The sequence below is a fragment of the Paraburkholderia caledonica NBRC 102488 genome (genome assembly GCF_000685095.1).
Taxonomy (GTDB): domain Bacteria; phylum Pseudomonadota; class Gammaproteobacteria; order Burkholderiales; family Burkholderiaceae; genus Paraburkholderia; species Paraburkholderia caledonica.
Genome location: NZ_BAYE01000013.1, coordinates 205,707 through 218,511, shown reverse-complemented (window position 1 = coordinate 218,511; position 12,805 = coordinate 205,707). Strand labels below are relative to the sequence as shown.

Annotated in this window: 12 protein-coding genes and 1 pseudogene; 4 read left to right on the top strand and 9 right to left on the bottom strand. The window is 60.2% G+C overall.

Going from position 1 to position 12,805, the window contains the following annotated elements; translation table 11 throughout:
* Positions 1 to 116: 116 nt before the first annotated feature.
* The 4 genes and pseudogenes from BCA01S_RS35205 to BCA01S_RS24400 all read right to left on the bottom strand — a co-directional run bounded on the left by BCA01S_RS35205 (position 117) and on the right by BCA01S_RS24400 (position 3,303).
* Positions 117 to 838, bottom strand: a pseudogene (locus BCA01S_RS35205) (SDR family oxidoreductase).
* Positions 839 to 870: 32 nt separating this feature from the next.
* Positions 871 to 1,752 (bottom strand): NAD(P)H-binding protein, encoded by an 882-nt coding sequence (locus BCA01S_RS24410; protein WP_027779174.1) that lies wholly within the window; start codon positions 1,750 to 1,752, stop codon positions 871 to 873.
* Between the two features lie 182 nt (positions 1,753 to 1,934).
* Positions 1,935 to 2,531 (bottom strand): carbonic anhydrase, encoded by a 597-nt coding sequence (locus BCA01S_RS24405; protein ID WP_027779173.1) that lies wholly within the window; start codon positions 2,529 to 2,531, stop codon positions 1,935 to 1,937.
* Between the two features lie 148 nt (positions 2,532 to 2,679).
* A complete protein-coding gene (locus BCA01S_RS24400; protein WP_027779172.1) occupies positions 2,680 to 3,303 on the bottom strand; it encodes an HD domain-containing protein in 624 nt (207 codons plus the stop codon).
* A gap of 378 nt (positions 3,304 to 3,681) precedes the next feature.
* Between BCA01S_RS24400 and BCA01S_RS24395 the strand changes: the two genes are divergently transcribed.
* Positions 3,682 to 4,680: a GlxA family transcriptional regulator gene (locus BCA01S_RS24395; RefSeq protein ID WP_027779171.1), complete on the top strand. Its 999-nt coding sequence runs from the start codon at positions 3,682 to 3,684 to the stop codon at positions 4,678 to 4,680.
* A 125-nt stretch (positions 4,681 to 4,805) separates the two neighbouring features.
* Complete coding sequence (locus BCA01S_RS24390) at positions 4,806 to 5,447, top strand: HD domain-containing protein (RefSeq protein WP_027779170.1); 642 nt, start codon at positions 4,806 to 4,808, stop codon at positions 5,445 to 5,447.
* A gap of 1,263 nt (positions 5,448 to 6,710) precedes the next feature.
* Here BCA01S_RS24390 and BCA01S_RS35200 read toward each other — a convergent pair.
* The 3 genes from BCA01S_RS35200 to BCA01S_RS24375 form a co-directional block, all read right to left on the bottom strand.
* Complete coding sequence (locus BCA01S_RS35200; RefSeq protein WP_244146038.1) at positions 6,711 to 7,040, bottom strand: hypothetical protein; 330 nt, start codon at positions 7,038 to 7,040, stop codon at positions 6,711 to 6,713.
* A 12-nt stretch (positions 7,041 to 7,052) separates the two neighbouring features.
* Positions 7,053 to 7,532 carry a YybH family protein gene (locus BCA01S_RS24380; protein WP_255218480.1) on the bottom strand — a complete coding sequence of 160 codons (480 nt, stop codon included), beginning with the start codon at positions 7,530 to 7,532 and terminating at the stop codon, positions 7,053 to 7,055.
* A 152-nt stretch (positions 7,533 to 7,684) separates the two neighbouring features.
* Positions 7,685 to 8,566, bottom strand: a complete 882-nt coding sequence (locus BCA01S_RS24375; RefSeq protein WP_027779168.1) for an NmrA family NAD(P)-binding protein — start codon at positions 8,564 to 8,566, stop codon at positions 7,685 to 7,687.
* A gap of 79 nt (positions 8,567 to 8,645) precedes the next feature.
* On the opposite strand from BCA01S_RS24375, the gene BCA01S_RS24370 reads away from it, so the two are divergent.
* Complete coding sequence (locus BCA01S_RS24370) at positions 8,646 to 9,287, top strand: TetR/AcrR family transcriptional regulator (RefSeq protein ID WP_027779167.1); 642 nt, start codon at positions 8,646 to 8,648, stop codon at positions 9,285 to 9,287.
* Positions 9,288 to 9,411: 124 nt separating this feature from the next.
* Here BCA01S_RS24370 and BCA01S_RS24365 read toward each other — a convergent pair whose 3' ends face one another.
* A complete protein-coding gene (locus tag BCA01S_RS24365; protein WP_027779166.1) occupies positions 9,412 to 9,747 on the bottom strand; it encodes a hypothetical protein in 336 nt (111 codons plus the stop codon).
* A gap of 754 nt (positions 9,748 to 10,501) precedes the next feature.
* Between BCA01S_RS24365 and BCA01S_RS24355 the strand changes: the two genes are divergently transcribed.
* Positions 10,502 to 10,933, top strand: a complete 432-nt coding sequence (locus BCA01S_RS24355) for a GNAT family N-acetyltransferase (protein WP_027779164.1) — start codon at positions 10,502 to 10,504, stop codon at positions 10,931 to 10,933.
* Positions 10,934 to 11,108: 175 nt separating this feature from the next.
* On the opposite strand, the gene BCA01S_RS24350 is transcribed toward BCA01S_RS24355, so the two are convergent.
* Positions 11,109 to 12,656, bottom strand: coding sequence for a hypothetical protein (locus BCA01S_RS24350; protein WP_027779163.1), 1,548 nt, complete (start codon positions 12,654 to 12,656; stop codon positions 11,109 to 11,111).
* Positions 12,657 to 12,805: the final 149 nt, after the last annotated feature.

Here is a 12,805-nt window from a genome sequence, read left to right as displayed (position 1 = left end):
GAATGCGCCCCTGTATTGCTGACGTTCGAGTCAGAAAGGCGCGATGGTCGATCACGCCTTGTCCAGCGAGCGCCGTATTACGCGTCACCCCGCGAACCCGCGGCGCTTCTTCCCGCTCACTTCCCTTCGAGGATATCGGGATCGATGTAGCCCGGGGCTGCCAGAGAAAGCGTCGCTTTCAACGCCCGGGCACCAGCATCCGCCAGCACTTCGCTCTCGCCCGCTTCGAGCGCGTCGAACGTCTGCCGGACGACATCGATGGGATTCGCCTTTGGAACGTCGAAGTCCTTTGTGAGATCGGTATCCACGAAGCCGACGTGCAAGCCCACCACGCGGATGTTTCTTTCCTTCAGATGGGCTCGCACGTTGTTGGTGAGGCTCCAGGCCGCAGCTTTCGACGCCGCATACGGCGCAAGAATCGGCACCGCACGCCAGGTGACGTCGGAAAGCACGTTAACGATAGTGCCGCTGCCGTCGCCGGGAAGCCGGGGCTCGAAAGCGCGGGTCACTCGCATGACGCCGTAGTAGTTCGTTTCGAAGATGCGGCGAGCGTGATCTTCCGCGCTGTCGGCAAATGGCGACCCGGTGATTTCCGCGATTCCTGCGTTATTGATGAGTATGGTGACATCCGGCGCGGCTTTCGCGGCCGACTCGACCGAAGCGGGGTCCGTCACGTCGAGTGCGATGGGCACCATTCCGGGCTCGCTGAAGGCCGCCGGATTGCGTACGCCCCCGCGTACACCTTCGCCGCGCCGCGGGCAAGCGCCTCGCGCGCGAATGCGAGGCCCAGTCCGCGGCTGGCGCCGGTCACAAATACAACGGAGTTCTCGATCTTCATCTCAATCTCCTTGGTGAGTATGGCGTAACGAATCACGGCCGGAAAAGCGAACGCCTGGCGCGAACGAACTCCCCAACCGTTTGTGGTGCCTTCCCGGTAACCTGTTCGATCACGTGGTCGGAGCCTTTGAACACGCCGTTCTGGTAATCGACGGCGACTTCAATGAAGTGCTGGATCGCAAACTCGGGAAGATCGTACTTCTGCAAATGCGCGCGGTATTCGTCGAGCGTGGCCGGGCGATAGACGATCTTCCTGTCGATGACCTTGCTGATTTCGTTCGCGATGTCGCCGTGATCCATTTCGACGGGACCGCACAACTCATACGCCTTGCCGACGTGCTCCTGCGGCTGCGCGAGTACGGTAGCGATGAAACGGGCCTGGTCTTCCGCTGCGATAGGTGCATGGCGCCCTTCGCCGTACGGGAGTGCGATCTGTCCTGCCTTGACGATGGTGTCGAGCACCCACGGGAAGATCAGCCATTCCGAAAAGAATGTCGGGCGGATATGAATGGTGGGCACGCCCGACCAGTCCAGTACGCGCTCCGCGATCCAGTGATCGCGCGCGGCATGACTCTTCGCGTTTTCGCGCGCGGATATTTGCGACATTTCCACCACGACTTCCAGGCCGGCGCGGCGCGCAGCATCGGCGAAATAGGCGGTGCCCTGGATGAAGCCCGGGCGCACCGGATAGCAGAGGTACGCCCCCGTGACGCCCGAGGTGGCGCGAATCAGGTCGTCGTGATTGAGCAGATCGCCTACTACTACTTCGGCGCCGGCGGCACGCAGCGCCGCGCTGCGCGCGTCTTCGGTGCGTACCATGGCGCGCACCGCGTGCCCGGCTTCGAGCAGGTTGTTGACAGTATGGACGCCGGTCTTGCCCGTGGCGCCGGTAATGAGGTACTTGCGTTGTTGCATGATGATTCTCCATTGCATACGTTCAGGGGTATTGCGTTCCGAGGCACGACGCGAGCTGATTTTCGCGTCGTGTGATTGTGTGTATATGCACATTTCGAGGCGAACGAAGGCGTCGTTCGATGTCTCCCTTTCTGCCTTGATTGCTGCGGTCTGTTGCCATACTTCGCCCAGCAGCGACGCCGCTATGCTGGAATGTCCCGCACCACTTCCGTTAACTCGCTAGAATTCATCTCATAGAAGAAGCCGTAGAGCTTGACCTCCTTTGGTACAGCCGGGCTGGCACGAAGCAGTTCGACATCATGTTTGATCGACTCCTCGAAATGTGAAATGGCGAGGCTATCCTGATCGAACATTGTTGAGATATCGGCGTGGTGGTGATCATGGAACTCGTCGACAAGAGTCTCCGGCGTGAAAGCCGTCGCGCCGCAGAATGAGTGATGCACCACCACGACGTTTTGTACTTTGAAAAGATAGTCCATCGTAGCGACCGATTGGAGAGCCGAAAAGGCACGGCCACCCGCGTTCGACACGGCGAACAGCGTCCGCGTGTTGCCGATCCGGTTGCCGGCTTCGTCGAGAATGTTTTCGCCCGGATAGACTTCGTCCCCGAAATAGTCGGCGACAGCCTGCGGTATTTCGGACGCCCGCGGATCAAAGCAGTGGATCACGATGGTCTTCATAGGGATGAACTGATTGAATCCCTGGAAGGCGGACCGATCGAACCACGCCGGGTCAAACCACGGTTGCGTCCTGAATTCGAATTCGCTGTATCTGGTCATTTGGCTTGCTCCACTTCTACGGTCTGGGCTTAAAGGAAGGCAGCGTTCGGATGCTGCTATTGCTACCGAGTATAGATTTGCCGAACTGCCGCACAAATGACGTTGACCCCTCGATTTCTGCCAGCAGCACAAGCGCTCGAAGCACCGCTCATTCGTCGAACGGCGCCCAGTCCAGCACAACCGGTGCATCCACGATTGTGAGCGGCGACCGATTGTGCGCAACGCGGGAGCAAATGTGAAACCAGTGCGGGTACGGCTGCTTGCAGTCGACCTCGTGATTGAGCATTTCGTTGAAAGCGCGCTTGAAGTTCCGGCGGGGGTATCGTCGTAGCACTTCGGCGACGTCCGCTGGGTCGAGCCGTGCGCCGGTCACGCCAGCGACGTCATACGCCAGGCCTAGCTGCATCAGGCGGCTGGTGTCCCCCCTGAAATGATTCATATCCCACGTATGTAACGCGATGTTGTCCCAAACCTTCTGCGCACGATCCTCCAATACTCCCCGCTCAACAAGGAACATCCGCGCTGCACTCGCGCCTTCGATCTCGAAACGGTGAGGACCGGGGGCATGATCGGTAAGTCCCAGATCGTGCAGCACGGCTGACAGGAACATCAGCTCGCTATCCACCTTCGTTCCTTCTTGTTGCGCGAACAGCTCGCCGAACCAGTAGCATCGCATCACGTGGTTGAAGAGCGTGTCATTGGAGACCGAGCGTGCAAGCTCCTCAGCCTCGCGGACAATGCTGCTGTCCGGTACCTTGATATCTGAGATCACGAGAATGTCCTGTGCAGCTGACTGCCAATATGGTCAGCCGAGTATAGGATCACGAACCATTCCGCAATTGACATTCGCACCTCGTTTCCTGCCGAATGGTAGTGTGTGCCCGTCCTGCCCGCATTCAGTGCGAATTGCGTGAGCCCACGTCGAACCATCCGCCCTCGAGACGCCCAGTCAGGCCGGCCTATCACAACAGCGGCAGAAAAAGAGGGGTGATTGTCATTGCTGCCGCATACCAAATGCCTATAATCTGTCGCCAGGATGCGCCGCCAGTTGCTCCCGGTGGCCCTGTCGTCGTGCATGCCGGCGGACCTCGAAGATTGCTGGCTGGATCTGTAATCCGGGCAACTCGCGACACCTCGATGCCTCAGGCAAATGGCTAAGACCGACAATTCGGACGGGCAAGCACCTCGCAAGGTTGTCATCGTCGCTTACGACGGTGCCAAGCTGATGGACATATCTGGTCCGCTGCAGGCATTCAGCGACGCCTGCTTTGAAGACGGTCGTCCCGCCTATCAGGTCGTTCTTGCCTCCGAGGCGGGCGGCCCGGTCTCCACCGATACTCGCGTCAGGGTGGAAACCGTACGGCTCGACGACGCAGTGATCGACTCTGTCGACACGCTGCTCGTAGCCGGCGCCGACCTGATCATGCCCGCTGCCGCGACTGCATCGCTTCGGGCGAGGCTCGTGGGTTACCTCGATCGGCCTCGTCGGCTCGGCTCCGTCTGCACGGGCGCATTCGTCCTCGCCCAGTTGGGCGTTCTGGATCGCCGCGATGCGACGACACATTGGGCTGCGTGCAGCCGGCTCGAGGACCAGCACCCGAGCATCAACGTCAAGCCGGACGCGATTTTTGTCACCTCCGATCATATCTGGACATCGGCCGGTGTCTCGGCTGGGATTGACATGGCGCTGGCAATGATCGAGGACGATCTGGACCACCTGGCGGCGCTCAATGTGGCGCGCGGCATGGTTCTTTTTCTCAAGCGACCCGGCGGTCAATCGCAGTTCAGCATGGAACTGCGTCAGCAGATGCGCGACGCGCGCGGCCGATTCGACGACCTTCACGATTGGATTCGAACCCATCTCGAAGCCGACTTATCCATTCCGGCACTCGCGGACGCAGCGCGGATGAGCCCACGCAACTTCGCTCGTGTCTATCTTCGCGAAACCGGGGAAAGCCCTGCGAGGGCCGTCGAGAAGATCCGCATAGAAGCGGCCAGACGCCTGCTCGAATCCGCGCGCGATCCTATTCAGGTCATCGCGCGTCGGACCGGTTTTGGAGATGACGAACGGATGCGCCGGGCATTCTCAAAGGTTTATGGCGTGTCTCCGCAGGACTATCGCAGCCGCTTCGGACAGCCGAAGTCTTGACGCGCAACCCGGCAGAGATGCTTTTTCCGTCCGAGCGAACGAATGTCCCAGGACGAGGGCTGTTTGTCATTGCCGCCAAAGACAGGGTGAACTATTTTTTCGAATCAGGCTTTTGAGGAAAGTAAATGAAAACCCCTGTCATCATCGGCGGCGTAACTGCGCCGGACTCGGAGCTCGTCCGCAAAGCGGCCGCTCTCGTCGAGCAAGCCCATTCGAAGCCGTTTCTCAATCATGTTCACCGGACATGGTGGTTCGCTGAGTTCATCGGCAAAAAGCGGCAAATGAAGTACGACCGCGAGCTGGTTTATCTTGCGTCGCTGCTTCACGACCTGGGTCTGTCGAAAGATCACATTGCGGACAAGCGCTTCGAAGTGGATGGCGCCGACGCCGCGAGCAGATTTCTGCATGTGCACGACTATCCGAAGACAAAGGTCGACATCGTCTGGGATGCCATCGCCCTTCACTCGTCCGCCGAAATCGCCGATCGCAGGGAGCCGGAAGTCGCGCTCGTCCACTTCGGCGCTCACGTCGACGTCCTGGGGCTTAGAATGGGCGAGATCTCACCACAACTGATCGACGACACGCTCGCGCTCTATCCGCGGTTGGGCTTCAAGAGGGCGTTCACGGAGGCGCTAGCCGAGGTCGCGAGACGGAAGCCACACACTGCCATCGGAACAGGTCTGGCCGACGTTGGACGTCGCCTTGTGCCTGGTCTGGAAATTCCCAACGTTTGCGACCTGCTCCTTGGGGCACCTTTCGAAAGCTGAGCCTTTCGCGTGACGCACAACTCCACCAAGGCCGCACAAGCAGGCGCTTTGATCACCGCCATGCAGGCGATTTATTGCCCGCAATGTTGGTAGGTTGCACGCACAGCGCTAAATGAGCAGCCCGGCTTTCTATGTGTGGATCAAGGCCTGCCATGTCGCGGCGGTGCTACGTTTATCGGCGGGCTGCTTGCCACTGAAGTCACGTCCGCTTTGTTGCCGCCTCTGGGGACATCGACTGCAGTCGGCGCCAGACAGCTTTCGCGCTGGAATCGACGATTGACTGCTCCTGCCCTTCTCACGTGGGTATTCGGCCTATTCCTGTCTGTGTCCGGCGGCTGCGTTCCCTACCTATGGCTGACGATCAAACTTATCCTTGTTCTCTTTCTGTCTGCCTTGCATGGCGTCAATCGAGAAGAATTGTTTTCAGCGCCTTTATCGTCGCCGCCTTGGCGGTCGTGAAGCCACTTTCAGCGACGACTGTCAAATTATCGGCTTCTATACGATGCTTCGCAGTTGTGTCGGCTATAGGCAAACGCCGTACCGGCGCTTCTTTCGAGACGTTATCAAAGACCAAACGGTGAAAGTCGGTCGGACCTGGGCGGATGTCGGGTGAGCCGCCGGAAGCAGACGCTACGGCCACTGCTCTACGAGCGACCGCACCGGGTCGGGCTGCGTCAGCCCGCTCTCCAATTTCATCGCCGGAAAGCGGCCAGTGGAATCTCGCGGCCCGGGAGCGGACACTCGCGTCAGCGCGTACTTCCGACCCACAAGGGACAGTGGCCGATTCCCAAAGCAGCCGTTTGAAGCGGATGTCCCGGATCGCTGGCGGAATGCTCGCCGGGTTCCTGAGCGACAATGACACAACCGCATGCGTGCTAGGCGGTTACGGTAGCCGTTCGATAAACCATGGCGATCGCGGCTTTTCGCACAAGGCGCGCGCGTCGCCCCGGCGACAAGCGAGCGGAATGCGAGGTCGACGCCATGCCTTTTACTTCCAGATCACCAGCGATCGTCCCGGTAGCTCGAAATCGCTCATGCTGTTTGCCCTCCCATCAGCTGTGGTACAGCGGGCCTGGCTGACGAGAGCAATATGAGGCAATACGCGCTGCTATTGCGCGGGGACCGGGACAATCGATGCGATGCGCCAGCCGTCGGCCGTTCGCACTGCCGTTTCATAGACGAGAAACGACGCGGTTTTCGCCGTGGCTTCGGAAGCGCCTGCCGTGACCCGAGTGGGCGCGTACAGCTGCGCGACGTCAGCACTCAGCGGAACAACGCGGATCTTCGCGACATTGGGCTCGAACTTCCACACGCCCTGAAGGTGTCCTTGAAATGCTCGATCAGCGCCGGCTTGCCCCAAAACTGATACGAACGGGCGAGGAGCACGACCGGGTCGGGTTCGCCGGCCGGCGCCGAGGCGAGCACGCCGGCGAACGCATCGATGTCATGCGCGGTCGCAGCCTCCGCCTGCCGGATGAAAACCGCTTCGACCGCTTGCCGGTCTTCATCGGTAAATCGATGCGGCGCTTCAGCATGCGCGGCGCTCATCACCGCAACCGCGACGCAGCAAGCCAGCACTTTTTGTCGGCTCATGTGCGTCTCCCGTTATTGCGCCGGCACCGGAATCACCGCTGCAACCTTCCAGCCGGACGCGCTGCGGATCATAAACTCGTTGATCAGAAACGTCGCGGTCTTCTCTGGTTGGCCCGGCGCGCCGATGGTCACCTTGGTAGGCGCGTACACCTGTACCGTATCCCGGTTCAGCGGAATGATGCGCAGCGCGCTCGGATCCGGCTCGACCCGCCATGTCCCGGCGAAAGTCTGCCTGAAATGCTCAAGCACCTCGTCCCTGCCCCAAAAGCGATATGCGCGAGCCACAAACGACACGGCATCTGGCTGTCCCGGTGCCGTAGAAGCGAACATGCCGCTCAGCGCGTCGAGATCATGCGCAGTCTCGGCCGTCGTCTGCTGCAGAAACAGCGCGCGAACCGCCTGAGTATCGGCGGGCGTCACACCGGCTGCTTGCGCGCAGCCTGCTCCCGTCAGCAACGAAAACAACAGAACAACCGGCAGGCCGCGCCGCATATGCAATGATCGATTAGTCATGGTTAGTCTCATATCCCCGTATTTGCGATGGAGCACGGCCAGACGACGGGAACCTCCAGCCATTGCAACCCGACTACAAACCGCCGCATTCTCACCGCTAGAACGCATCCCGGTGTGAGCGCTGATACGTGTCACTGGAAGAGCGTGATGTTTTCACGCAGCCACTCAGACAATGACCGCGGGGGCTTGCCCGTCAACTTTTCGAAAGTCGCCGTGGTCTCCGCGAGGGCAGATTCACGAAAAAGCCTATCCAGGCCAAGAAGCAGGTCTACCACCAGCGGCGGCTGGCCACTCGCGAGCAATGCCCCGCGATGCTCCGTGGGCGACCGGTCGTTGTAGACGACACGGCGTCCGAGCAGTCGAGACAACTCTTCAGCAATCTGTTGCATCGTCCAGTTCCGCGGCCCGCTCAGGTGGTACGCCCGCTGCGATCTGTCGGGAACGTCTTCGAGCAACGCAATGCGCGCTGCTTCGGCAACATCTCGCGTATCGACGAAGTTGACGGCTCCGTTGCCCGCCGCACCGGCCCAATTACCAGCAGCAACCGGCGCGCCGGCGCGCTTGAGCACGTCGGCGAACGTGGTCGGCCTGAGCGCGGTCGACGCCACCGGCTGGCGAGCCAGATGTGCTTCGATCCGCATGTGCCAGGCGAATGGATTGAGCTGCGTTGCCGGCCCCATGACGGACAGCTTGACAATGTGGCGCACCCCGGCGGCGACTGCAGCATCGATGAGCGCGATTTCATTCGCCACCTGCCGGGCGGATGTGCCGTGCGCGACGAAGACCTTGTCGATGCCGACAAGTGCGTCGGCGAGCGTGGCCGGTCGGTCGAAGTCCACCGTTGCCACAGTGACATTCGGCGCAAACTGCGTTGTAGCGCTTTGGCGAGTGAGGGCGACGACATCGACGGGATCCATGCCCAATCGATCGATTAGCGTATTGCCAACGCGGCCGGTCGCGCCCGCGACGGCTATGCGCATAGGGCGCGATGCGTGGGCTGTCTGATTGAGCATGTCGCCTCCTTGAGGTATGATGGAACGATCGGTCCACATATGATGGAACAATCGTTCCAGCTTGTCAACGGGAAGATTTATGAGTGGGAAACCGCAATACGACGAGGCCGCCGTCATCGCTGCTGCGATCGACGTTTTCTGGCGTCACGGCTATGCGACGGCGTCCATCAATGAGCTCACGGAAGCCACCGGCCTATCGCGCTCGAGCCTCTACCAGCGGTTCGGCGACAAGGACGGCCTGTTCCGCGATGCGCTGGCCGTCTACACAGAGCGCGTGCTACGTCGGATGAGGTCAGCCCGCGTGGACTCTGCACGGGGAAGCGTGGCAGCAATATTGCGGGATTTCTTGCCTACGCCGGCCGCATCGCGGCGGCCGGCAGGCTGCCTGTTGTCGCGAAGTACTGCCGAACTACTGGATCTTGCAGCGGCAGGAAAGACGACAGCACTTGCTGGTGTCGCACGGCAGCGCGAGATCTTCGCGGATCTGCTGCGGGATGGCGTGGCGAGCGGCGAAGTTGCACCAGGTACCGACGTTAACGCCTTCGCCTGGTACTATCTCGGCGTCTTGCAGGCCATTTTGAATCTTCCACAGGCGGGCGCATCGGGCGAAGCGCTTGACAGCATCATCGACGTTGCGATGTCCGCGTGGCCAGACGCGGACAAACGCGGATCGCGCAACAAAGGAGATGCGCAAATGCGCGGAGGGTCAACAGTCCGGTGAACTGGTCATTGGGGTGACGGCAGTCGCCGAAATCCCGCGTTCCAAGGTTCCGCCTCCCTAAGGCATCTGGACCGTTGTGACAAGGTGAGCCCGAGTGACTGGTTTTGGCCGATCGCCGCCTAACTTAGTGCCCCGATTCTGGAGAGTAATCGGTGCTATTGGATGCGACCCATTTTGCATTATCCCGGTCGTAGGAGTGTCCGGTGATCGGCATCACGCTAAGTTGGTAAAGTTCATCTTTCTCGTCCGGCATGGCCTGCCATGCAGTCGGCTCGACACCATATTCTTGGTCAGCATCTTGCTGCGCCTCGTCCAAAGTGGGATACCAATGATCCCCTTCAACGTCGCGAGTTGAAAACGAGAAATAACGGATGAGTAGGACACCATCGGTCAGCCCAAGGATCAAAACCGAATCTATGTTTGGCCACTCCCGTGAGTTAGCCTTGGCCCAAAGGCGCATTGTTTCCTCGAATTCCTGTTCCCGTACACATTGTCGACGATGCAGCCCGTCGCGTCGACCGTCCGCTCATGGCCGGCCAGAAGCCCGACGACCGAGCGCGACGGTCGCTTCCGCTGTGCATTCGACGCAAAAGCTATAGCACGACCCGTTTCAGTCTCTCAAGAGTCTCTGCAGCCGTCCGAAGCGGGCGCTACAGGCTAGCGCTTCCGTTTGTACTGGCGAACGTCCTTCACCAGTTGATAAGTAATTCCAAGGAACAACGTGGCGTACAACGGCGTCCCCGCCAAGGCGGGTCTCCACCCGGCCCCGCGCATCTCCGACACTAGTACGAAGGCACCCGCGACACCGACAGCCGAAAGATAGGCTTTCGTGTAGCGCCGGAAAATGCGAGCCTTGTCGTCTGATTGCGCCATTTCTAATGGGTACGGGCGAAGCGTTGAGGACTTCCCAAAATGTCCACGGATTGTCGGCGATTTCGGGCCCTGTGTCGAACGACCGCTCATGGCCGCCTTGAGGCAATACCACTGTCAATTTGCTCGCCGGAAACCGGCCACTGAGCGACGGCGGACGAGACCTTGGACATTCAAATTGGATGGCGACCTCAACCGACCGCTTGTGGCCGACCGCTGCCTGATGCGGTCGGCTCTAACCGACCCCCTCAAGAGCCCTTCGCCTTTCTCGATAGCGGACATTGAGCGAAAAGAAGTCGCGTTTATATGCAAGAATCGGCACTCTTTAAGGACGGGTTAAAGCAATGACTGAGAGTCGCCGCACCGATGAAAACATTCGACGGCTTGCCCCAACCGAATGGGCACAAGCTTTTCCGGTTATCTCCCAGTTACGCTCTCTGGACGAAGCGGAGTTCTTGAGGCGAGTGCGCCGGCAATCATATTCTGGTTACGAGCTCGTAGGAGCGTTCAAGGGCAGCAAGCTTATCGGCATCATGGGGATAAGGCCGGTCCATACGCTAGCGCGCGGAGAATATTTGCACGTCGATGATATTGTCGTTACTACGGAAGCTCGAGGAAGCGGTGCTGGTCAAGCCTTGATGCAATATGCCGAAGTCGACGCACGTGCTCGTGACATGAGTGCGGTGTTTCTCGACGCCAGACCGGAGGCCGTTCCGTTCTATGAGCGTCAGAACTATGTGCTTCATGCTGCACCGTCGATGAAAAAGATACTCTAGTCGCTCTACGAGACGCCAGAAACGTCGACACCGGCGAAATTGTCGCGGATCTATGCGGCTTGGTCGGACGACCCAAACTGGCCGATGACCGCCTGATGCGGCATGCATATTTCGGTCTACAAGGGCCGGTCGCATTTTCAATGCGCAAGGCGGCCCGGCGCGCGAACGAGCAGCCTTACTTCGACGCGTTCAGCAAGATCATTCGATGAACGCGGGAAAGCGCCTGCTGCCATCCGGCGCTATTGCGTGCGGCGTCGCCCTTGTCAATAAGCGGTTCGAGCAACGAGAGCAGGTCCGTTGAGCGAGATGTGTCTTCCGGTGTGGTGAGGTCGGAAGTCAGCACCCCTCGTTCGTACTTCAAATGACGTGTGCTCCGGTCTGAAGTCTGACGCAGCGAGGCGTGTACCAGCGCGCCACGTTCCGTAGCCAACTGGACGGCGCTTTCGGCGGAGTCGTCAATCAGCACATAATCATAGTTCTGCGAGGACTTCGACGAGGTAAGGACCGGTTTGCCGCCGTCCGTGAGCGCCTGATGGTAGCTGGCGATCAGGTGCGATTGCTGGTTTTGCGAAATCTTGCCTTCGGAGCGCGAGCCTTCGAGCTGCGTCGTTTGCGAGACCTGATACGAGAATGCGTCGACCTCGCCCGGACGCATCGGATTCGGCGACGCCGACGCGTCCGTGATCGATGCGCTGAAGTCAGCGAGTCCCGTCAACATCGCGTGAACCGACTGCTGCAGCCGCGGGGCGTAGGCCGTTCCCGGCAGCGCCTCGGCCGAAGGCGTCCCGTAGCTCTCGTTCATCTGCGCGAATCCGTCCTCGAACATCGACATCAGCGTTGCGTTGCCGTGCCCACGTGAATTGGCGTGATCGAACTGCCGAAGATAGCTCGCCACAGAAGCAGCGCGTTGTGAGCCCGTTCCCCAAAGTGCCGAATCGCTCGTATCGACCTTCACGCTCATGGCGCCCGCCGCGCTCGTGACGCTCAGGCTTCGCGCCGCGCTGTCCTGCGAATAGCGTGCCGAGATGTCCGCATTGCCGGCGCCCGTCGTGTTGTATTGAAAGCTCACGGAAGCGAGCACCGAGGTGTCGGACTGCGTCAGGCCGCTCAGGTCGAGTTTCGGTGGCACGGCGCCCAGACCGTCGATGGCCTGTTGGAAACCCTCTGAAAGCTTTGCCAGCGCATTGCGTTCGCTCTCGCTGAGCGCGCCGCTGCTCTTGATGCTGACCGAAAGGCCGCCGTCCTCGCTGCCCAGCGCGATTTCGACCGTCACACCGCTCGCCGTTCGCACCGTCAAACCGATCTGGCCGGCGGGTTGTTGAGAAGACCGTCCAATGCCGCCCACGCCTGCGGACCCAACGCTGACCGATTGCGAATAATCGCTGCCCATGGCCTTGAAGCGATCGAGCAGCGCGCTGCCGAGGCCGGCGAAGCGCCCCGCCATCGTCTGCGCGGCGTAGTTCCCTGCCATCCTGAGCGTTACCGCGTCGCGGTTGTCGCTGGCCCAGCTCACCGTCGGCATGGCGGCGCTTAGCGTGCCTTTCGGCGTATAGGTTTGGAGCACCGTGATGCTGCTTGTGGAAGGGATCGTGACGATGGCCGACGGCGAGAGCGCCACCATGCGTCGCGCATCGCCGTCAACCGCCACCGCGGGATTCACGGAATCGGTGAGGGGCGTGGGGGCAAGGGTCGCGGCAAGGTTCAGGGACGATAGCGTGGTCATGGCTCAATGCGTTCTTGTTGTTCGCGAGGGAGCGTGGCGCGCAGCTCTGGACAGCGCCATCATCTGCTTATCGTCAATGCTTTCGAATACTTTAGTAAGAACCCGACAGATACGAGTAAGCCTCTAGCGTCCATATAGCCCACATTCAG

Bases quoted from the DNA above. Each gene is read 5' to 3' on its own strand.
- BCA01S_RS24365 (WP_027779166.1), bottom strand. From the start codon at position 9,747: ATGCGCCTTTGGGCCAAGGCTAACTCACGGGAGTGGCCAAACATAGAT.
- BCA01S_RS24410 (WP_027779174.1), bottom strand. From the start codon at position 1,752: ATGCAACAACGCAAGTACCTCATTACCGGCGCCACGGGCAAGACCGGC.
- BCA01S_RS24350 (WP_027779163.1), bottom strand. From the start codon at position 12,656: ATGACCACGCTATCGTCCCTGAACCTTGCCGCGACCCTTGCCCCCACG.
- BCA01S_RS24405 (WP_027779173.1), bottom strand. From the start codon at position 2,531: ATGACCAGATACAGCGAATTCGAATTCAGGACGCAACCGTGGTTTGAC.
- BCA01S_RS24355 (WP_027779164.1), top strand. From the start codon at position 10,502: ATGACTGAGAGTCGCCGCACCGATGAAAACATTCGACGGCTTGCCCCA.
- BCA01S_RS24370 (WP_027779167.1), top strand. From the start codon at position 8,646: ATGAGTGGGAAACCGCAATACGACGAGGCCGCCGTCATCGCTGCTGCG.
- BCA01S_RS24375 (WP_027779168.1), bottom strand. From the start codon at position 8,566: ATGCTCAATCAGACAGCCCACGCATCGCGCCCTATGCGCATAGCCGTC.
- BCA01S_RS24380 (WP_255218480.1), bottom strand. From the start codon at position 7,532: ATGCGGCGCGGCCTGCCGGTTGTTCTGTTGTTTTCGTTGCTGACGGGA.
- BCA01S_RS24390 (WP_027779170.1), top strand. From the start codon at position 4,806: ATGAAAACCCCTGTCATCATCGGCGGCGTAACTGCGCCGGACTCGGAG.
- BCA01S_RS24395 (WP_027779171.1), top strand. From the start codon at position 3,682: ATGGCTAAGACCGACAATTCGGACGGGCAAGCACCTCGCAAGGTTGTC.
- BCA01S_RS35200 (WP_244146038.1), bottom strand. From the start codon at position 7,040: ATGAGCCGACAAAAAGTGCTGGCTTGCTGCGTCGCGGTTGCGGTGATG.